This window comes from Pantoea allii (assembly GCF_046529425.1).
Taxonomy (GTDB): domain Bacteria; phylum Pseudomonadota; class Gammaproteobacteria; order Enterobacterales; family Enterobacteriaceae; genus Pantoea; species Pantoea allii.
This window is the reverse complement of the sequence record NZ_CP125958.1, coordinates 3,425,978-3,444,586: the sequence shown is the minus strand read 5'-3', so window position 1 is coordinate 3,444,586 and position 18,609 is coordinate 3,425,978. Positions and strand designations below refer to the sequence as shown.

The 18,609-nt window shown below is 49.3% G+C and carries 19 protein-coding genes, 1 tRNA gene and 3 pseudogenes; 10 read left to right on the top strand and 13 right to left on the bottom strand.

All coding sequences use genetic code 11. From position 1 onward, the window contains the following. Window positions 1-19: 19 nt before the first annotated feature. Entirely contained in the window at window positions 20-643 is a 624-nt protein-coding gene (gene tesA / locus QNH99_RS16370; RefSeq protein WP_172823889.1) for a multifunctional acyl-CoA thioesterase I/protease I/lysophospholipase L1, read from the bottom strand. Between tesA and ybbA the strand changes: the two genes are divergently transcribed. After that, a complete protein-coding gene (gene ybbA / locus QNH99_RS16365) occupies window positions 611-1,297 on the top strand; it encodes a putative ABC transporter ATP-binding protein YbbA (RefSeq protein ID WP_063878692.1) in 687 nt (228 codons plus the stop codon). The two genes, tesA and ybbA, sit on opposite strands and share 33 nt — an antisense overlap. Further along, entirely contained in the window at window positions 1,294-3,711 is a 2,418-nt protein-coding gene (gene ybbP / locus QNH99_RS16360; protein ID WP_410516929.1) for a putative ABC transporter permease subunit YbbP, read from the top strand. The genes ybbA and ybbP overlap by 4 nt, the downstream gene beginning before the upstream one ends. A 42-nt stretch (window positions 3,712-3,753) precedes the next feature. On the opposite strand, the gene purK is transcribed toward ybbP, so the two are convergent. From purK to ppiB, 4 genes are all read right to left on the bottom strand, one after another. Then, window positions 3,754-4,818, bottom strand: a complete 1,065-nt coding sequence (gene purK, locus QNH99_RS16355) for a 5-(carboxyamino)imidazole ribonucleotide synthase (protein ID WP_109717125.1) — start codon at window positions 4,816-4,818, stop codon at window positions 3,754-3,756. Then, window positions 4,815-5,324, bottom strand: a complete 510-nt coding sequence (gene purE, locus QNH99_RS16350) for a 5-(carboxyamino)imidazole ribonucleotide mutase (RefSeq protein ID WP_063878695.1) — start codon at window positions 5,322-5,324, stop codon at window positions 4,815-4,817. Before purE ends, purK begins: the two co-directional genes overlap by 4 nt. Window positions 5,325-5,649: 325 nt before the next feature. Continuing rightward, on the bottom strand, window positions 5,650-6,366 hold the full coding sequence (gene lpxH, locus QNH99_RS16345) for a UDP-2,3-diacylglucosamine diphosphatase (RefSeq protein ID WP_410516928.1): 717 nt from the start codon (window positions 6,364-6,366) through the stop codon (window positions 5,650-5,652). After that, window positions 6,366-6,860, bottom strand: a complete 495-nt coding sequence (gene ppiB / locus QNH99_RS16340) for a peptidylprolyl isomerase B (protein WP_063878698.1) — start codon at window positions 6,858-6,860, stop codon at window positions 6,366-6,368. The genes lpxH and ppiB overlap by 1 nt, the downstream gene beginning before the upstream one ends. Window positions 6,861-7,074: 214 nt before the next feature. Between ppiB and cysS the strand changes: the two genes are divergently transcribed. Beyond that, window positions 7,075-8,460, top strand: coding sequence for a cysteine--tRNA ligase (cysS, locus tag QNH99_RS16335; RefSeq protein WP_096011971.1), 1,386 nt, complete (start codon window positions 7,075-7,077; stop codon window positions 8,458-8,460). A gap of 42 nt (window positions 8,461-8,502) precedes the next feature. Continuing rightward, complete coding sequence (locus QNH99_RS16330; protein WP_410517678.1) at window positions 8,503-9,609, top strand: AAA family ATPase; 1,107 nt, start codon at window positions 8,503-8,505, stop codon at window positions 9,607-9,609. A 26-nt stretch (window positions 9,610-9,635) separates the two neighbouring features. Here the strand turns inward: QNH99_RS16330 and ybcJ are convergent, their stop codons facing one another. Then, window positions 9,636-9,848, bottom strand: coding sequence for a ribosome-associated protein YbcJ (gene ybcJ, locus QNH99_RS16325; protein ID WP_063878701.1), 213 nt, complete (start codon window positions 9,846-9,848; stop codon window positions 9,636-9,638). Next, window positions 9,848-10,714, bottom strand: coding sequence for a bifunctional methylenetetrahydrofolate dehydrogenase/methenyltetrahydrofolate cyclohydrolase FolD (gene folD, locus QNH99_RS16320; protein WP_283354941.1), 867 nt, complete (start codon window positions 10,712-10,714; stop codon window positions 9,848-9,850). Before folD ends, ybcJ begins: the two co-directional genes overlap by 1 nt. Before the next feature lie 174 nt (window positions 10,715-10,888). Between folD and QNH99_RS16315 the strand changes: the two genes are divergently transcribed. The 5 genes and pseudogenes from QNH99_RS16315 (at window position 10,889) to QNH99_RS16295 (ending at window position 13,383) form a co-directional block, all read left to right on the top strand. Next, entirely contained in the window at window positions 10,889-11,392 is a 504-nt protein-coding gene (locus tag QNH99_RS16315; RefSeq protein ID WP_218995610.1) for a DUF1198 family protein, read from the top strand. 94 nt (window positions 11,393-11,486) lie between these two features. Next, window positions 11,487-11,563: transfer RNA gene (locus tag QNH99_RS16310), tRNA-Arg, on the top strand. A 93-nt stretch (window positions 11,564-11,656) separates the two neighbouring features. Continuing rightward, a pseudogene (locus QNH99_RS16305) lies at window positions 11,657-11,950 on the top strand (tyrosine-type recombinase/integrase); the annotation flags it as partial. A 577-nt stretch (window positions 11,951-12,527) separates the two neighbouring features. Further along, on the top strand, window positions 12,528-12,839 hold the full coding sequence (locus QNH99_RS16300) for a hypothetical protein (protein ID WP_283355008.1): 312 nt from the start codon (window positions 12,528-12,530) through the stop codon (window positions 12,837-12,839). Window positions 12,840-12,897: 58 nt separating this feature from the next. After that, window positions 12,898-13,383 carry a DUF943 family protein gene (locus QNH99_RS16295; protein ID WP_410516451.1) on the top strand — a complete coding sequence of 162 codons (486 nt, stop codon included), beginning with the start codon at window positions 12,898-12,900 and terminating at the stop codon, window positions 13,381-13,383. 159 nt (window positions 13,384-13,542) lie between these two features. On the opposite strand, the pseudogene QNH99_RS16290 reads toward QNH99_RS16295, so the two are convergent. Then, a pseudogene (locus QNH99_RS16290) lies at window positions 13,543-13,791 on the bottom strand (transposase); the annotation flags it as partial. A gap of 84 nt (window positions 13,792-13,875) precedes the next feature. Next, window positions 13,876-14,241, bottom strand: a pseudogene (locus QNH99_RS16285) (tyrosine-type recombinase/integrase); the annotation flags it as partial. A gap of 92 nt (window positions 14,242-14,333) precedes the next feature. On the opposite strand from QNH99_RS16285, the gene QNH99_RS16280 reads away from it, so the two are divergent. Then, window positions 14,334-14,441 carry an integrase core domain-containing protein gene (locus QNH99_RS16280; RefSeq protein WP_410515608.1) on the top strand — a complete coding sequence of 36 codons (108 nt, stop codon included), beginning with the start codon at window positions 14,334-14,336 and terminating at the stop codon, window positions 14,439-14,441. 126 nt (window positions 14,442-14,567) lie between these two features. Here the strand turns inward: QNH99_RS16280 and QNH99_RS16275 are convergent, their stop codons facing one another. From QNH99_RS16275 to QNH99_RS16260, 4 genes are all read right to left on the bottom strand, one after another. Further along, complete coding sequence (locus QNH99_RS16275; protein WP_283355009.1) at window positions 14,568-14,996, bottom strand: DUF3828 domain-containing protein; 429 nt, start codon at window positions 14,994-14,996, stop codon at window positions 14,568-14,570. A 2-nt stretch (window positions 14,997-14,998) separates the two neighbouring features. Then, window positions 14,999-15,355: a CHAP domain-containing protein gene (locus QNH99_RS16270; protein WP_283356276.1), complete on the bottom strand. Its 357-nt coding sequence runs from the start codon at window positions 15,353-15,355 to the stop codon at window positions 14,999-15,001. 863 nt (window positions 15,356-16,218) lie between these two features. After that, window positions 16,219-16,671 carry a DUF943 family protein gene (locus QNH99_RS16265; RefSeq protein ID WP_283355010.1) on the bottom strand — a complete coding sequence of 151 codons (453 nt, stop codon included), beginning with the start codon at window positions 16,669-16,671 and terminating at the stop codon, window positions 16,219-16,221. A 715-nt stretch (window positions 16,672-17,386) separates the two neighbouring features. Continuing rightward, window positions 17,387-17,935, bottom strand: a complete 549-nt coding sequence (locus tag QNH99_RS16260) for a hypothetical protein (protein WP_410516927.1) — start codon at window positions 17,933-17,935, stop codon at window positions 17,387-17,389. Window positions 17,936-18,609: the final 674 nt, after the last annotated feature.

Sequence of the window (18,609 nt, the reverse complement as noted above, 5' to 3'; positions counted from 1 at the left end):
TGTTACCTTTTTTGCACAACTACTGCTTAACTAATGGGGTCAGTTCTTTCGCCATCAGTCCGGCGATAAAGGGTTGGGCATCAGGATTGGGATGAATACCATCCTGCTGCATCCATTCGGGTTTTAAATAAACCTGCTCCATAAAAAAGGGCAGTAAAGGAATGTCATGCTGTTTCGCCAGTTGCGGATAAATCGCGCTGAACGCATCCGTATAGCGACGGCCATAGTTAGCCGGTAAACGGATCTGCATCAGAATCGGTTTAGCCCTGGCGGCTTTGACCTGCTCAATAACTGTACCTAATGTTTGTGCAATATCCTTCGGGGGAAAGCCACGTAAGCCGTCGTTACCGCCCAATTCGATTAACACCCACTGCGGTTGATGCTGTTTTAATAGGGCAGGTAAGCGCGCCAGTCCTTGTGCGGCGGTATCGCCGCTAATACTGGCATTAATCACTCTGGGCTGCTGCTGCCAGGTTTTATCGAGCAGGCTGGGCCAGGCTTTACTGGCCGACATCTGATAGCCTGCGCTCAGGCTGTCACCCAGTACCAGCAACGTATCGGCCGCAGCAAGACGGGACACCAACAGACAGCACAATAACAGGAAAGGATAATGCCAGCGGAAAACATTCTTGAAGTTCATCATCTTACTAAGTCCGTGGGTCAGGGAGAGCATCAGTTAACCATCCTTACCGGAGTTGAGTTAGTTGTCAAACCAGCTGAAACAATCGCCCTGATTGGCGAGTCGGGATCGGGTAAATCCACGCTGTTAGGTATTCTGGCCGGTCTGGATGACGGCAGCGACGGCGAGGTGCATCTGCTAGGCCAGCCGTTGCATAAAATGAATGAAGAGCAGCGGGCAGCCTTACGAGCGCAGCAGGTGGGATTTGTGTTCCAGTCTTTTATGCTGGTGCCGACGTTAAATGCGCTGGAAAACGTCCAGTTGCCTGCGCTGCTGCGCGGTGAGAGCGACCGCCAGAGCCGCGACCAGGCACGAGAGTTGCTCACACAGTTAGGCCTTGGCGAGCGTTTGCAGCATCTGCCTGCACAGTTATCTGGTGGCGAACAGCAACGCGTCGCACTTGCCCGGGCATTCAGTGGTCGTCCCGGACTGCTGTTTGCCGATGAACCCACGGGAAATCTGGATCGTAAAACCGGCGATCGTATTGTCGACCTGCTGTTTTCCCTGAACCGCGATTTTGCCACGACGTTAATTCTGGTTACCCATGACGAGCAGCTGGCGGCGCGCTGCAACCGGCGCTTGCGTCTGCGTGACGGTAAACTGTGGGAGGCGCAATGATCTGGCGCTGGTTCTGGCGTGAGTGGCGTTCGCCCTCATTGTTAATCGTCTGGCTGGCGCTAACGCTGGCAGTGGCTTGCGTGCTGGCGCTGGGATCGATCAGCGACCGCATGGAAAAGGGGCTGAGTCAGCAGAGCCGCGACTTTATGGCGGGCGATCGTACCCTGCGTACCAGCACGGCGGCCCCGCCTGACTGGCTGGCGAAAGCGCAGGAAACGAGATTATCGGTCAGCCGTCAGCTGAGTTTTATGACCATGACGTTTGCTGACCAGACGCCGCAGCTGGCGTCGGTGAAGGCCGTGGATAACCACTATCCGATGTTTGGTGAATTGCAAACCCGTCCGCCAGGCGTAAAGCCCCAGCCCGGCACTGCGCTGGCCGCCCCGCGCTTAATGGCGCTGCTCAATCTGAAAGTGGGCGATCAACTTGATGTCGGCGACACGACGCTGCGCATTGCCGGAGAGGTGATTCAGGAGCCGGATGGCGGTTTCAATCCGTTTGAGATGGCACCGCGTTTACTGATTAACCTGGCCGATGCCGATAAGACCGGGGCGATCCAGCCCGGCAGCCGCATTACCTGGCGCTATAAGTTTTCTGGCAACCCGCAGCAGCTGGAAAATTACGATCGCTGGATAACGCCACAAATTAAAACCGGCCAACGCTGGATCAGTATCGAGAATTCCGAAGATGCCTTGGGGCGTTCGATGCAGCGCGCGCAGCAGTTTTTACTGTTGTCGGCGTTGTTAACGCTGATGCTGGCGATTGCGGCTGTGGCGGTGGCGATGAGTCATTATTGCCGTAGCCGGTATGATCTGGTGGCGGTGCTGAAAACTCTGGGCGCCACGCGCGGCGTGTTGCAAAAGCTGATTATCGGTCAGTGGCTGGCGGTATTACTGCTGGCAGCCGTGGCGGGCGGCGCGGTGGGACTGGCGGTCGAAGCCCTGTTGATGGCGATGCTCAAACCCGTTCTGCCAGCATCCTTACCTGACGCCAGCCTGTGGCCGTGGGTGTGGGCCGTCGGATCGCTGTTTGTGATTTCCCTGCTGGTGGGATTACGTCCTTACCGCCTGTTGCTGGCGACTCAGCCTTTACGCGTATTACGGCGTGATGCCGTTGCCACCGTCTGGCCGCTGAAAATATATTTACCGGCGATGGGGGCCGTGGTGGTGGCGCTACTGGCTGCGCTGGTCGGCGGCAGTAAAATGCTGTGGGCGCTGCTGGCGGGGGTGGTGATACTGGCGGGCCTGCTGGCGCTGCTTGGCTGGGGCGCGTTACTGCTTCTGCGCCGTCTGACGGTGCGAAGTCTGGCGCTGCGGTTGGCAATTAATCGCCTGCTGCGACAGCCCGCCATGACGCTGAGCCAGTTGGCCGCGTTTTCCCTGTCGTTTATGCTGCTGGCGCTGTTGCTGGTGATGCGTGGCGATCTGCTGGATCGCTGGCAACAGCAGTTGCCCGCCGACAGCCCAAACTTTTTCCTGCTCAATATGACGGCCGATCAGGTGCCGCAGGTACGTGACTTCCTGCAGGCGCATCAGGTGAAACCGGAAACCTTTTATCCGATTGCCCGCATGCGCCTCAGCGAACTAAATGGCAAAGCGGCCGATCCTGAACGGGATAACGCGCTTAACCGCGAGCTGAACCTGACCTCGCTGGCGGCTATCCCACAGCATAATCCGCTGGTGGCGGGCAGCTGGCCGCCGAAAGCGGGCGAAGTATCGATGGAGGTCGACCTGGCGGAACGGCTCGGTGTAACGCTGGGGGACAGCTTAACCTTTGAGGGGGATACGCAACAGCTCAGTGCCAAAATCACCAGCCTGCGTAAAGTCGACTGGGAAAGTCTGCGGCCCAATTTCTTCTTTATCTTTCCGCCGGGCGCGCTCGACAGCCAGCCGTTGACCTGGCTCACCAGCTTCCGGTTGGATAACAACCCCAGGCTACTGGCGCAGCTCAACCGCGAGTTTCCGGCCCTGAGCCTGCTGGATATTGGCAGCATTATGCGTCAGATCGGCCAGGTGCTGACGCAGGTCAGTCAGGCGCTGGAAATTATGGTGGTGCTGGTGACCGCCTGCGGCATATTGCTGCTGATGGCTCAGATTCAGGTGGGCATGCGCCAGCGCCGTCAGGAACTGGTCGTGTACCGCACGCTGGGGGCCGGCAAGCGCCTGTTGCGCACGACATTGTGGTGGGAATTTGCGCTGATTGGCGTGGTCTCTGGCGTGGCAGCGGCGGTGGGTGCCGAAGCGGCGTTATGGGGATTACAGCGTAAAATCTTTGATTTCCCGTGGCAGCCCGACTGGACCTTGTGGCTGGCCTTGCCCTTGTGTGGCGCGTTGTTACTGTCGCTGTGCGGGGGCTGGCTGGGCGTACGTTTGCTGAAAGGCAACGCGTTGTTCAGGAAATTCGACGCCGCATAAAAACGCCGTGCGCACTCATGCGGCGCACGGCGATTATCGTCCTTACAGCCTGGCTGTGGCCCAGTGAAGACCGCTGGCGTATTCAGCAGGCAGCAGGGGCAGCAACGCATGCAGCGCGGCTTTCAGTCGGGAGTGATCGCTGTCGGTAAGGTTGAGATGACCTACCTTACGTCCTTCCCGCACCGCTTTGTCGTACCAGTGCAAATGCACAAGCGGCTGCTGTAGCCAGTCTGGATTGAGGGCAGTGCCAATCAGATTGACCATCACCGAGGGCGCAATCACCACCGGCTGGGGTAAGGCCAGATTCAGAATCGCACGCAGGTGCAGTTCAAACTGGCTGATTGATGCGCCATTCTGCGTCCAGTGTCCGCTGTTGTGCACTCTGGGAGCCAGTTCATTGATCAGCAACCCCTGCGGTGTGACAAAACATTCCATTGCCATCACGCCAACATAGTTCAGCTCGTGCAGGATAGCGCTCAGCATCGCTTCAGCCTGTTGCTGCTGTAGCGCATCCGCCTGCGGGAAGGCGACACTGGTGCGCAGAATGCCGTCTTCATGGAGATTATGTGTCAGGGGATAAAATACGGTGCTGCCATCGTGACCGCGCGCGCCGACCAGCGACACTTCACCTGAGAAGTTAATGCCCTGCTCGACGATGCACTCGCCGTAGCAGTCGTCGGGTAAGGTCGCTGTTTCGTTGGCGCGTAATCGCCACTGACCGCGGCCGTCATAGCCACCGGTGCGACGTTTAACAATCGCCAACTCACCCAGACGACTGAAAACGGCGGGCCATTCGCTCTTGTCTGCCAGCAGTTGCCAGGGCGCGGTGGCCAGATTGAGCTGGTCCAGCAGTTGTTTTTGCGTCAGGCGATCGGCCAGACGCGGGAAAATATCCCGGTTCACAAAGGCTGAATGAGACGCCAGTTCACGCGTCAGTGCCGTTTCCGGCCAGCGTTCGATCTCGGCGGTAATCACGCTTTCTGCTATAGGCAGGGCGGCGGGATCGGCATCCAGGCCCACCGGATGCACAGCAATGCCCATCGGCTCGCCCGCCTGGCGTAACATGCGGCCAAGCTGACCATTACCCAGTACACAAACCGGCTTCATGCTTCCTCCCGCGGGTCCGGGTTAGCCAGCACCTCATCGGTCTGCGCCTGACGCCAGTTGGCCAGACGTGACGCCAGTGCGTCGTCATGAATCGCCAGAATCTGCGCAGCCAGCAATGCCGCATTAGCGGCACCGGCTTTACCAATCGCCAGCGTACCCACCGGGATGCCGCGCGGCATTTGCACAATAGAGTAGAGGCTGTCGACGCCGCTCAGTGCCGCGCTCTGTACCGGCACGCCCAGCACCGGCAGCAGCGTTTTTGCCGCCAGCATGCCAGGCAGGTGCGCAGCGCCACCGGCACCGGCAATAATGACCTGAAAGCCGTTATCTGCGGCCGTTTCGGCAAAGCTAAACAGCTTGTCTGGGGTACGGTGCGCTGAAACCACTTCCACATGGAAGGGCACGTCCAGGCTGGAGAGGATTTCCGCAGCGAACTGCATGGTGGACCAGTCACTTTTAGAACCCATAACAACAGCGATGCGGGCCGGGGCGGCATTCGACGACATGCGGTCAACTCCTGTGAATGAAAACACACCTGACCAGGCGGACAGGTTTTGAAGGGCACAGAGAATAGCATGAGAAGCGCACAAGGAAAACGGTTGCGTCGGGCTGGTTAGCAGCAGACAGCATTCAATTTTGAGAATTCCTCAGGCAATGTTTAAGGGAATGATAAAGATGCAGCGCTGATTGAACGCGTTAAAAAACGAGGCCGTAATCCTAAACTCATCGGTGCCAAACAGGATGATCTGTAATGGCAGATCACCTGGACGTTGACGGACGCACATTGTGGTGACTAAGCCGGGCTAAAACCGCGCGTTCTGACCCTGGGGACTAAAAATCGAAATCGATTAATTGAATCCCGCTGGCATCCAGTTGAATCATTGATCCACGGCTGTGCCAGGCACCCAGTACGGCACGCTGCGCGCGTTCGCCATTTAGCGACAGATCGTGGATCGCCGGGCGGTGCGTATGACCATGAATCAGCAACGGCACCTGCTGACGCAACATGGCCTCCACGACGGCCTGCTGATTCACGTCCATAATCTTCAGCGACTTATGCTGATTGGCCTGTTTACTGTTGGCGCGCATGCGTTCTGCAATGCGTTTGCGAATAAACAGCGGCAGCGCCAGGAACAGGCGTTGAATCCAGGGATTGTGCACTTTGGCACGGAACTGCAGGTAACCAGCATCGTCGGTGCACAGCGTATCGCCGTGCATAATCAGCAGTCGATGGCCGTAAAGCGTCAGCACGCGCTCTTCAGGCAAGAGCGTCATGCTACTGGCGCGGGCAAAGCGTTGGCCGATCAAGAAGTCGCGGTTGCCGTGGATAAAATACAGTGGAACGGGCACGGCACGCAGGGCTTCAGCGACCTGTTGATGCAGCGGATTAGGATCGTCATCGCCGATCCAGGCTTCAAACAGATCGCCGAGAATATAGAGCGCGTCGCAGTGGGGAGCTTCGCGCTGTAAAAAATGCAGAAAACCGGCGGTGATCGCCGGTTCTTCCTGACACAGATGAAGATCTGCGATAAACAGCGTGCGCGGCATTACTCGCTGACGGTCACTTTCTGAATGATCACGTCATCTTTCGGTACGTCCTGGTGCATACCGCTGCGGCCGGTTGAAACGGCTTTGATTTTCTCAACCACATCCATACCTTCAACCACTTCTGCAAACACACAGTAACCCCAGCCCTGCAGGCTTTCGTCACGGAAGTTCAGGAAGTCGTTGTCAGCCACGTTAATGAAAAACTGTGCGGTCGCAGAGTGCGGTGCAGAGGTACGCGCCATCGCCAGCGTACCTTTGGTGTTTTTCAGGCCGTTGCTGGCTTCGTTACGGATCTCTTCTTTGGTGGCTTTCTGCTTCATGCCAGGCTCAAAACCGCCGCCCTGAATCATAAAGCCGTTAATCACACGGTGGAAAATGGTGTTGTCGTAGAAACCTTCACGGCAGTAATCCAGGAAGTTCTTTACGGTTGCGGGCGCTTTGTCATCGAAGGTCTTGATCACGATATCGCCATGGTTAGTCTGGAAAGTTACCATTTTTTTCGTCCTGTAAAGGTTGTCGTCAGTAGCATAGGGTGCGCTGTTAGGGTGCACACGCCTTTTTCTCGAACGTTCTTATATCATAATTTCCGATAATACGTCAGCCAGGCTGCGCAGTTGGCTTGCTTTGCATCGCGTGACAGATAAAAATACGGCACAATATCAGGATACTTAAAACGGTGCGTTACGCACGCTTACTACGGAAACCCCAATGCTGAAGATTTATAACACCCTGAGTCGACAAAAAGAGGAATTTACCCCTATTCATGCTGGCAAAATCGGCATGTATGTCTGCGGCATCACGGTGTATGACCTCTGTCACATTGGGCACGGGCGCACGTTTGTGGCTTTTGATGTGGTATCGCGCTATCTGCGTTACGTCGGTTATGACGTGAATTATGTGCGCAATATTACCGACATCGATGACAAAATTATCAAGCGCGCCAACGAGAACGGCGAGAGCATCGAAACCCTGACCAATCGTATGATCGCCGAAATGCACAGCGATTTTGATGCACTGGGCATCTTACCGCCGGATTTAGAACCGCGCGCCACGCGCCATATTCCTGAAATCGTCGAACTGGTGGAAAAGCTGATTGCCCGGGGTCATGCCTATGTTGCGGATAACGGCGACGTGATGTTCGATGTGCTGAGTGACGTGGACTACGGTGCGCTGTCGCGTCAGGATCTGGACCAGCTTCAGGCCGGTGCCCGCGTCGAAGTGGCGGATGTGAAGCGTAATCCCATGGATTTCGTCCTGTGGAAAATGTCTAAAGCGGACGAACCCTCATGGCCTTCGCCCTGGGGCCAGGGTCGTCCGGGCTGGCACATTGAGTGTTCCGCCATGAACTGCAAACAGCTTGGTGCGCATTTCGACATTCACGGCGGCGGCTCTGACCTGATGTTCCCGCATCACGAAAACGAAATCGCCCAGTCCACCTGCGCCCACGATGGCCCGTATGTGAATTACTGGATGCACTCCGGCATGGTGATGATTGACCGTGAAAAGATGTCGAAGTCGCTGAATAACTTCTTTACCGTGCGCGACGTGCTGCAGCATTACGATGCCGAAACGGTGCGCTACTTCCTGATGTCTGGTCACTATCGTAGCCAGCTCAACTATGGCGAAGACAACCTGAACCAGGCACGCGCGGCGCTGGAACGTCTTTATACCGCGCTACGTCATACCGATCGTAACGTGGTTGCCCACGGCGGCGAAGCCTTCGAGGCCCGTTTCCGCGAGGCGATGGACGATGATTTTAACACCCCGGAAGCCTATTCCGTGCTGTTCGACATGGCGCGTGAAGTGAACCGTCTGAAAAGCGAAGACATGACGGCAGCCAATGCGTTGGCCGCTAAGCTCCGTGAAATCGCCAACGTGCTGGGTATTCTGCAACAGGAGCCAGAAGTGTTTCTGCAAAGCAGCGCACAGGGCAATGATGATGAAGTGGCGGAAATCGAACACTGGGTGAAAGCCCGTGCTGATGCGCGCGCGGCTAAAGACTGGGCGCAGGCCGATGTGGCCCGCGACAAGCTGAACGCGCTTGGCGTGATTGTCGAAGATGGTCCCCAGGGCTCCAGCTGGCGACGCAAATAACAGGCAACACAGGAGAGGGCGAGCCATCGCCCTTTTTTGTCTATGACGATAAAACAGATTCACCTTCGTGGTTTTCGTTCGGTACGTGATCTGATTCTGCCGCTTCAGCAACTGAACGTGGTAAGTGGACCGAACGGCTGTGGCAAATCCAACCTGTATAAGGCGGTGCGTCTGCTGCACGAGGCCGCCAATGGTCGCCTGGCGTTAGCGCTGGCAGAAGAGGGCGGTATTCAAAAAGTCATGTGGGCAGGGGGATTACGCCGGGGCGATCGTCGTCATGATGCTAAACGCCTCATCCTGGATGTCGTAATGGAGGATATGGACTACCAGCTTGAAGTGGGTTTTCCTGAACCGTTATCGACCAGCCTGTTCAACCTCGATCCGCTGGTCAAAGAAGAACACATCTGGCTTAGTGGCCAGCAGCGACGTCCTTCTTCCTGCATTATGCAGCGCACGAATCAGACCGCCTTTTTACACAATGTAGAGGGGGAGCGCGTAAGCTATCCGGCGGTACTGCATCCCGAAGAGTCCCTGTTTGGTCAACTTGGTGAGCCACACCGTTATCCCGAACTTTCTCAGATGCGTGAACGTCTGCGCCAGTGGCGCTTCTATCATGAGTTTGCCGTCTGGCCCGGTTCGCCGATTCGTGCGCCGCAAATTGGCGTGCGCGCCCCCATTCTGGCGCACGATGGCGCTAACCTCGCGGCGGCATGGGCAACCATTGTCGAACGGGGTCATCACGAGTTGCTTTATAAGGTGATAGCTAAAGCCTTCCCTGATACCGAATTTCAGGTGGATGTCCAGAACGGTCGTTTCCAGATGCTGATGCGGCGACAGGGCATTTTGCGTCCGCTGGAAAGCGCCGAGTTCTCTGACGGGACGCTGCGTTTCCTGTGCCTTGTGGTCGCGCTGCTCAGCCCGCGCCCGCCAGCCTTTATGGCGCTCAACGAACCCGAGAACAGCCTGCATGAGGATCTGCTACCGGCCCTGGCGGCACTGATTGCCGAAGCCAGTCAGTTTAGTCAGTTGTGGATCACCAGCCATTCACCCAGGCTGGCCACGCTGATTGCGCAGCATGCAGAGGTGAATCACATTGAGCTGGAGCAGATGAATGGGGAAACACGGATAGTGGGAGAAGTACAGCTTTAAGGCGCCCCGAGCGGGGCACCTGACGATCAGGCAACGACGGTGATGCGCTGCCCGGCAAACTCAACTGTTTGCCCCTGATGAATTTTGCAGCGCTTACGGGTTTCGACTTCCCCATCGACCAGGACTTCACCTTCACCAATCACCACTTTGGCCTGTGCACCGCTTTCCACCCAGCCTTCGAGTTTCAGCAGATCGCAGAGATCAACGTGTGGGAACTTACCCAAAGAAAAAGTCGCCATTATGCCTGCTCTCCATCGTGAAACTCTTCACATGCCTGTAAGGTATTTTCGATTAAGGTTGCTACCGTCATCGGCCCCACGCCGCCAGGGACGGGAGTAATATAAGAAGCGCGCTCAGCGGCGGCGTCAAAATCCACATCACCGACGACTTTACCGTTTTCGAGACGGTTAATACCGACATCGATAACGATCGCACCCGGTTTGATCCAGTCGCCCGGAATAAAGTTGGGCTTACCCACTGCCACGATCAGCAGATCGGCATGCTCAACGTGATGGCGCAGATCGCGGGTAAAGCGATGCGTCACGGTTGTGGTGCAGCCCGCTAACAGCAGTTCCATGCTCATTGGACGACCCACGATGTTCGACGCACCGACGACCACGGCGTTCAGGCCGTACGCATCAATGTTGTAGCGTTCCAGCAGCGTAACGATGCCGCGCGGCGTGCACGGGCGCAGCTTGGGGGCGCGCTGACACAGGCGACCTACATTATAGGGATGGAAGCCGTCTACATCTTTATCGGGCGTGATGCGCTCCAGCACTTTGACGTTATCAATGCCTGCCGGGAGCGGCAGTTGCACCAGAATGCCGTCAATTTCTGTATCGTTGTTGAGTTTATCGATCAGCTGCAGCAACTCGGCTTCGCGGGTGGTGGCGGGCAGATCGTAAGAGCGGGAGATAAAGCCCACTTCTTCACAGGCGCGGCGTTTGCTGCCGACGTAGAGCTGCGATGCAGGGTTCTCACCCACCAGAACGACTGCCAGACCCGGTGCACGTTTTCCGGCGGCCAGGCGTTGCTTTACTTTTTCTGCAACCTCAAGCCGTACCTGCTGCGCAATCGTTTTACCGTCAATAATTTTTGCTGCCATCAGAGCGTAAATCCACTGTGTTGAGTTTAAGTCGGGGATGGCACCTATTTTGTCAGAAGCGCGTCCGGCTGTCAGGTAGAGATTCTTGTTGCAGGGTGGTTGACGATATTTAGCCGTGACGAAAGTGCGGGTTAACGCTTATGATGCCAGACAGGGAATTTACTGGATGACGTGATGATTTGGTTAATGATTGCCACCCTGGCTGTGGTGTTTGTTGTAGGATTTCAGTTGCTGACTGCGGGTTCTCGCCATGCTGCGCAGGCGCTCAGCAAGCGGCTGCAACTGCCGCCGGTACATATTGAATCAATGCTGTCGCAGATGGGTAAAGAGGCGGCGAAAGAGTTTACCGACTACATCGCCGGCGATAACGAAGCACATTTAAATAATGGCGCGGCGGTACTTTTGATCTGGCAGGTACTGATTGTGGATGGCAGCGACGAAAATATCCGGCGTTGGCACAGCGTGTTAACCGGCGCAGGTTTTTCTGCCACGCTCACTCGTCAGCAACTGTTACTGGCATTGGGTTTTCTGCGTCAGCTCGAACCCGACAGCCAGGAGCTGAACGCGCTGCGTGAGCAGTATAACGCGCGCGTCACGCAGCAGGGCATTGAGCTGGAAGGGGAAACTACCGAGGTGAGTAATCTGGTGTCGCTCAGTGCCTGGCGCGACCGCCATTAGTGGAAATTGGTTATTACCTGGGCACTTACCGCGCCACCGCGGCAAAAACGTTGACGTTACAGCGTTCAACCGTATAATTCGACGCAACCTCTCCGCGCCCTTAGCTCAGTTGGATAGAGCACCGGCCTTCTAAGCCGTAGGTCACAGGTTCGAATCCTGTAGGGCGCGCCACTTTCTCTTCTGTTTACATCCCTTTAAGTCTACTTTTCCCTTAAAAATCAGAATATAAATCTTTTAACTGGTCCATTTCGGTCCAGGGTCACCGCAAAAATTCTGGCTGTGAACAACAGCTTTGAGCTTATCGCTCTTGAGTGGCATGAGAACAAGAAGCCATCATGGTCTATAGGTTATGCCACAGATATTCTGGAATATCTGAAGAAGGGTATTTTTCCTCACATTGGTAAAAGACCTGTTGCAGACATTAATGCAAAAGAGATGCTTGATGTTTTTCGCAAGATGGAGAAACGGGGAGTTCTCGACAAGCTAAAGAAAACCCGTCAGGCATGTCGCCAGATTTTTACCTATGCAGTGATTTTTGGCAGGGCTGAGCATAATCCCGAATAAAAGTCTTATTAGTTTTTTTAAAACAGGTATCGCTAGTCAGCAGAAATTTCCGATACTCCTAAATCGCTTCATTCTTAGATACGACGAATCAGACTGGAATAAAGAAAAAATCGTAAAAAATGCCTGTCTGTTCTGTGTAGGATACTTTTTGAAGCATCAACAAGATTATCAGAATCCCTATCTGAAGGGGCCAGGCAATATAATTGCAGTTTTGAGTTCGGCTTTGCTCAGTCCAAACTTCTATACAATACCTTCAATCGTCAGTCTCGAACGAGAGCTGTATTTCTACAAGTTTATTATCGAATACATTATCTGGAATGAGTATGAAGTAGAAAGAATATTTGCTACTCAAAAACAGAGCTTTACGTCTTCACCAGAGCCCAAATCAGATGGTTTCAAAATGAAGAAAAGGGTTTAGGGTATACTTTTGATTCAATATGGCGATACAATATCTATGCCATATGATCTTTACACTTAACTTAGGGCGAGTGTTCTGCAAATGGATCATATGGCATCTCAGCTTTAATGTATGATATATTTCTTTTATCTAATGGCGTTTCAGGATGATGAAATGAGCGATTTCGAACAAAAGCTCCTTCAGAGTGGATTTTCAGCGAAGGATATCCGCAAGCTTAATGAAATTCTTATCCGAGATGAGAACAAATCAGATACACTTCAGTCACTGATTCAGGAGCTGAGCAAGCGCTTTTGGGCTGGTATAATTTCCATGCTCATTATTTTATCAGTTTTCATTTATGGTATAGCGAAAGGGCATAAAGAAAGCCTGATTTCTTATGCTATCGTCCTTATCATCGGTGCAATAATCGTTTACTTCTTCATACCAATGAATCTGGCCTGGAAAGCACACAGGTTTGTCAAATAAGAGTAAAACTTACCAACATGAAAGCCGCTTTGAGATTAGTGGTTGGAGAAACGAGTGAATACCAAAAAAAATTACAGTCTTTATTTTTGCGCTAACCATGCTTGCATTCTTTTATTTGTTTTTTTTCAACCCTCCTAAAGTCCTTGCCATTCACGGTTCTGGCTCTTACAAAGAATTGTTAGTGAAAAACATGCCTTACACTGATAGTGATAAAATTAAGTGGTGGGATAATAATAGAGATAAGTTCATATCTTACCCTGAAACTTATAATGTTTCACTTTGGAATTTTGATGGCGGTTATCAAACGCTTGCTCCTAAGAATTCTGGATTGTTTCCAGACCATGATAATGATTACTTGCTATGCTTTGACGATATGGAAAAAGGAGCAAACTGTATTGATAAGTCAAACTGGCTCATGGACATATCCAAAACAAAGGATGGCTACATTTATTATCGTCTTAATGGCGAATCTTACTATCGGAAACCTTCTGGTGAACTCATCAAAGGGGATAGATTTACGACAACCATAAAACCTATAAGCTAAACGGGGGATATACTAAGTAGCATGAATCCAATGCTTTATGGAGATTTGCAGATCTCAGCCTGAAAATTTAATTACTCTATTGATTAATGGTCTTGCCTATGCTTCATTATCCATGTTTACAGACTGTGGATAGTAATACAGCTTTGCGAAATTCGCCGCGGCTTTTTTTAATATGTCCCGTTCGTCGGTAACCCGCTTCAGCTCTTTCTGGAGACGGCGGATCTCGGCCTGAGCATCTGACTGTTCTTTATTAGTGGAAGAATCCGGATCGTATTTCTTTATCCAAGCGTAAAGGCTATGGGTGGTGATATCGAGACGTGTTGCAACGCTGGAAACAGAATAACCACGATCAACAACCTGTTTGACTGCTTCAATTTTAAACTCTTCACGATAACACTTACCGCTCATGGGCACCTCTCTTTAAGCCATCTTAAATGACTCTGAGGTGTCTGTTAAAATTGTGGCGATTAACAAATGGTTTTAGAAATTAATTCATGGCTTTTTAGAGAAGGTATAAGGCGTCAACGTTCTCAGCCTACAGGCTTCAAGATAGTCAGCCCACCATTGAAGCATAAGTTTCCGTTCCTCTAAATGCTGCGCTTTATGAATGTAAACTGCCCTAACGCTATTACGCTCTTGATGGCTCATTTGTCTCTCTACAGCGTCTCTTGACCAAAGCCCGGATTCAATCAATACACTGCAAGCCATAGTTCTGACACCATGCCCAAAAACTTCAGTTTGGGTATTGTATCCCATGATTCTAAGGGCTTTGTTGATAGTGTTTTCACTGATCGGTTTGTCGTCATAACTAAATCCGATGTACATGAGGTCTTTGCAACCGCTGATTGCATGCAGCTCCAAAGACCGTTTTACTGACCGTAAGAACATCACAGTATTTAAGATGTCCATGGCGAGGCCGGACTCTCTGATTTCGCTGACTATGGCTGAGTGTGCAGAAATGCGCGCAGAGGCTGGAATTTTCCGAACCAGTCAAACCGACTAAGAACGCATTTATTGAACGTTTTAACCAGATATACCGCACTGATATACAGAGATAAATTTTGCAGACCACAAAAGATAAACTATGAAAAATTATAAAATATTAGGAAAGAGCGTTAATGAAAAAATTAATAAAGTTCAGAAGAATGAAAAAATATTATCTTCTTCTGAACTTATTTTATCGGCTATTTTATCAATGTAACAGAACTGATTTTCCAGGTTCCTGCTTTATTCTTCATGCAATCAGCAACAACATGTTCTTTTTTAGCACCAAAGCTAATATAGACATTTGTGCAGACAGGATCGAAATCAGAAGAAATAACGCTCACCTGATTCCAGTCGTTTTCATAGTCCTGAGCCTTGATAAACATGTCTGCATCAGGAACATCTACATCATTGCTATCCCCGCTGTATAGCTTCTTCAAAGCACTAATCGTGTCACTTGTCACATACTTTGAAAGGGCTGAGTAATCAGTCAGAGGAGATTTATCCTGCATGAGCTGACCAACATACCATTTGTTGAAATTCAGCGCGGCTGTTTCCGCACCTTTAACAGCAGAATCGGCAAATGATAAAGGAGTAAACAGCATCAATGCTAAAAGTATTTTTTTCATTTTCAATTGTGCCTGTAGATAACAAAACTTGGGTGCTCAGTTCGGTAACTGGGCCCAGGATACATAGTGCGCTGAACAAAATCACTTATCCATTGATGACCATCATAAATGCAGGCATGACCATATGGATGACCATGTATGGGTTGAATAATGGCAACATCTCCTTCAATGGGCGTTCCATGAACTTGATGAAAGCCAGCCAAGACTAAATTCCTGCCCATGTCTTTTGCATAAGGTGTTCTGGCCAGATTGGCTCCCCCATGTTGCACAGCACTGGTAACATAGTGAGCACATTTTCCGAGACTTCTGCTTACTGCATGCTGACGAGCGTAGACGGCGGCACGATGAGCATCCCACATCATAAACTCCTTGTCACAACCCAATCGAGAGGTGAAATTTTGACCTTTTTTTTAATAAATATCAACATCCGCATAGGGTGATGGCGGTGATTAGCAAGGCCTCAACAACATTTTTATGGCAGAAAGGAAATAATAGCAGTAAAATTACAGGTTAAGTACTCATATATAAACCTTATATATTATAATTAATAATAAACCAGCATATGACTGATATCATAAACTGAAAGATTTTTCAGATATACTATATTCTGTCATTTAATTGATGCTCAAACTTCTCATCTTTAATCTGTTCACCTGAAAGTATCCGATGGTAAGATTCATTCCCGAACCGATAATAAATATATTCATTCTTTCGTTGATGATGTCCATAATCCAGTTAGACTTTTCTATACCGTATTCTTGATCTTTTATATCATAAAAGAACAGTAAGAAAACGATATTATGCTCTGGAAATAAACCTGATTTCTGGGGGGCTTACCATCAAAATCCCATACGAAAACATTTTATTTTGATACGGTGATATGATTTTATTATTATCTTTATCTCATCACTTTTTTCAAATTATAGTGAAAGGGAGAGTTTTAGCTGACAATGTTATGTTATGTTATGGTCGGAGCCGTGAATGGTAATAATCGATAGGGAATTAAAAACATCAAATAAATGAACGCTAGTATTATCAGGGCTAAGAGGGGAATTGTAATTTTTCTGGTTGCCATGCATTCCTCCAGCTTTCATTATATATTATTATTAAAATAAACTAACTTCCAATTCCATGAGGTAAGTGCTGAATCAGCTTTTACTGTATCTTAAACTTAAACAGGTATAGCAGTATGCCAAGAAAGATACTGCTCCTTATCAAACTTTTACTTTTTTTTAAGGCTCAGTTCACCATCTGGTGTAAGAATATATGTTTTTTTGTTTATATTTATATAGCTTTTACTATCAAGGCTTCCTCTTACAACAATTGCTATGCTGTTATACACACATTTCTTGTGCTTGCTATTAGTACCATCAAAGCAGGTATAATCATCAATTGAGCCATCTCTGGTTCCTTTGGGTAATTTTTCATAACCACCGAAATTCATGACGACAACTGTGAAGTTATCTGGGGTATTGATAATATGATATTTCTTCTGAAGTAACTCTTTGTTTTTTAACCACCAATTTAGTTTTCCTCCAGTAGTCATTGGTAAGTGTTCTACAAAAACCGCACCATTATCAACTCTGACTATTTTGGTTGGTCTTACAGCTATCCATATGCAATATGCTGCTAATAAAAAAACTAAAAATGCACCAGTCCTTTTATATTTAAACATTGTTTTCTCCTGTCAATGCTATAGTAGCTTCGAAATTTGTGGAAAATGGCTTGTAAACAAAATGCTTAGCCCTATGGAGAACCAACCATGTTTAATTTTTATTGATTCCTTTCATTCATTCAAGATAAATCCCTTTCAGTTAAATGACTATGTATCATACATTTCCTGTTTGTTACGTAGGTTAAGAATTTTCTTAACATTTTCTAAGCTAAGAGCCATTAAACACTCAGAGATGAACCGCAGTCATGGGAGTAGTCACTTTGTTAAAGGGGGATATCTGTGAGCAGATCACAAATTGAAATGAAAAAAATTACATAGAGAACAGAAGACTAGCCATAAGGTTTGAATTCTGTAGGGGCCACTTTCTCTTCTTTTTACATCCCTTAAAGTCTACTTTTCCCTTAAAAATCAGAACATAAATCTTTTAACTGGTCAATGTTGGCCCAGGGACGCCTGTTGGGTTCTTATCCAATATGGGGGGAAGTCAGTGGTACGGTATGCATCAACTCAGCATTGCTGTATGACAAAAATATTGAGGATGTGTGTAATATTTCTTAGGTGGAAAAAATACCAGAACCTGCTTTTTTAAATGCACAGAAATAAAACCAGTGTTTTCCTCATGCGCGTTGTCTACAATAAAAAATAGTAAAAGCTGGTCTGTGGAAAGACCAGCTTTTATTCAATAATTTTCCTGAGAACCGGGAAAAGATAAACTTTAATCTTTGATAAAACTGTTTGCAGAAAATACTGGAGCGCTTTCTTTTACCATCTTCTCTGCTTCAGTATTAATACGATGTTCAAATACTTCTTTCTCGATAATGAAATCTTTTTCCTCAATAACCAGTTTGTAATTAGGTATGTGTTCAGATATGTACTGAATATAAGTTGTTACGTGCAGCTTAAAAGGTAAGTTAGAGGATAGTTTATCCACTTTTATTGCTTTATCACCGGATAAACCTTGTTGCTCGTTAGCCCGATTTGCTATTTTTGTTAACGCATTATGAATATCGCCTGAGAAATTGTTTGGATCTAAATTAGTCAGGTTTATTTCTTTTGGTGCGTTATCCGATGCAGCCGCTAAGGTAATATCCATCCCACGTTTTTCACTATAAATTTCACCGAGGTTCACACTCCCTGACGTAGTCTTAATGACGTTTTTTTCTTGAAGGATGAGTCCTTTGTTAACCATCGCTGCACAGAAAATGGCACCGCCCAGAATAAGAGATGATACGAGCAATGGGACGCCATACTGTTTTGCATTCATAAAGTTAAGTCCTTTTGGTTGATGATTTTTTATCGGGTTATTATACATCAAATTGATAAGTGCTAACCATGGAAAAGGATGGTTTATTTAGCTTTATTAATGCTTTTGCAAGCGCGTAAAAAGTGAATGTTGTTTCTGATAACGGCCTTATTGAGGCTGAGCCAGTGCGAAAGGTCCCTCTGGCTTATGATGTTTTTATGAACGAAACCGTTTGGCAGAAACATTATTTATGCGTTATTTTCACTGAACATTAAATATTCTTTAAACAAACAGCCCCTAATGGCTTTTGTCTGAAATCTCAGCTTAAAGCACAGTATGTTTATTCCTCGTTTATTCCGCTTTCTTTACCTTATTCATTACCAGTAAGCGCATACGCCTCCCTTTTTGTAATGAGTTCATCCAGTTTTAAGTGAAATTGAGAGAAACATTGCATGAACAATGAGGCATATGTCTGAGACGAACTGGGTGAAGGTCTCATCTGTACAGCTTACGCACGAACATTATGACTGAATCAGCATGGACAGGGTGAAGTTTAAATCAGTCCATTAACGTAAAAACCGGTAGGGCAGGCTAGTAAAGCGTGAATACAAGACATTGCCAGAGGGGCTTTCCTGTTACACGGGCTGCAGGCCCGGAAAGCTTTTTACCTCAAACATTTGCCAGTAAAAGTGCGA

Bases quoted from the DNA above. Each gene is read 5' to 3' on its own strand.
- purK (WP_109717125.1), bottom strand. From the start codon at position 4,818: ATGAAGCCGGTTTGTGTACTGGGTAATGGTCAGCTTGGCCGCATGTTA.
- lpxH (WP_410516928.1), bottom strand. From the start codon at position 6,366: ATGCCGCGCACGCTGTTTATCGCAGATCTTCATCTGTGTCAGGAAGAA.
- QNH99_RS16315 (WP_218995610.1), top strand. From the start codon at position 10,889: ATGATTTGGTTAATGATTGCCACCCTGGCTGTGGTGTTTGTTGTAGGA.
- purE (WP_063878695.1), bottom strand. From the start codon at position 5,324: ATGTCGTCGAATGCCGCCCCGGCCCGCATCGCTGTTGTTATGGGTTCT.
- QNH99_RS16270 (WP_283356276.1), bottom strand. From the start codon at position 15,355: ATGTGGGATGCTCATCGTGCCGCCGTCTACGCTCGTCAGCATGCAGTA.
- QNH99_RS16330 (WP_410517678.1), top strand. From the start codon at position 8,503: ATGACGATAAAACAGATTCACCTTCGTGGTTTTCGTTCGGTACGTGAT.
- tesA (WP_172823889.1), bottom strand. From the start codon at position 643: ATGATGAACTTCAAGAATGTTTTCCGCTGGCATTATCCTTTCCTGTTA.
- QNH99_RS16275 (WP_283355009.1), bottom strand. From the start codon at position 14,996: ATGAAAAAAATACTTTTAGCATTGATGCTGTTTACTCCTTTATCATTT.
- ybbP (WP_410516929.1), top strand. From the start codon at position 1,294: ATGATCTGGCGCTGGTTCTGGCGTGAGTGGCGTTCGCCCTCATTGTTA.
- ppiB (WP_063878698.1), bottom strand. From the start codon at position 6,860: ATGGTAACTTTCCAGACTAACCATGGCGATATCGTGATCAAGACCTTC.
- ybbA (WP_063878692.1), top strand. From the start codon at position 611: ATGCCAGCGGAAAACATTCTTGAAGTTCATCATCTTACTAAGTCCGTG.
- QNH99_RS16265 (WP_283355010.1), bottom strand. From the start codon at position 16,671: ATGTTTAAATATAAAAGGACTGGTGCATTTTTAGTTTTTTTATTAGCA.
- folD (WP_283354941.1), bottom strand. From the start codon at position 10,714: ATGGCAGCAAAAATTATTGACGGTAAAACGATTGCGCAGCAGGTACGG.
- cysS (WP_096011971.1), top strand. From the start codon at position 7,075: ATGCTGAAGATTTATAACACCCTGAGTCGACAAAAAGAGGAATTTACC.
- QNH99_RS16300 (WP_283355008.1), top strand. From the start codon at position 12,528: ATGAGCGATTTCGAACAAAAGCTCCTTCAGAGTGGATTTTCAGCGAAG.
- ybcJ (WP_063878701.1), bottom strand. From the start codon at position 9,848: ATGGCGACTTTTTCTTTGGGTAAGTTCCCACACGTTGATCTCTGCGAT.
- QNH99_RS16260 (WP_410516927.1), bottom strand. From the start codon at position 17,935: ATGAATGCAAAACAGTATGGCGTCCCATTGCTCGTATCATCTCTTATT.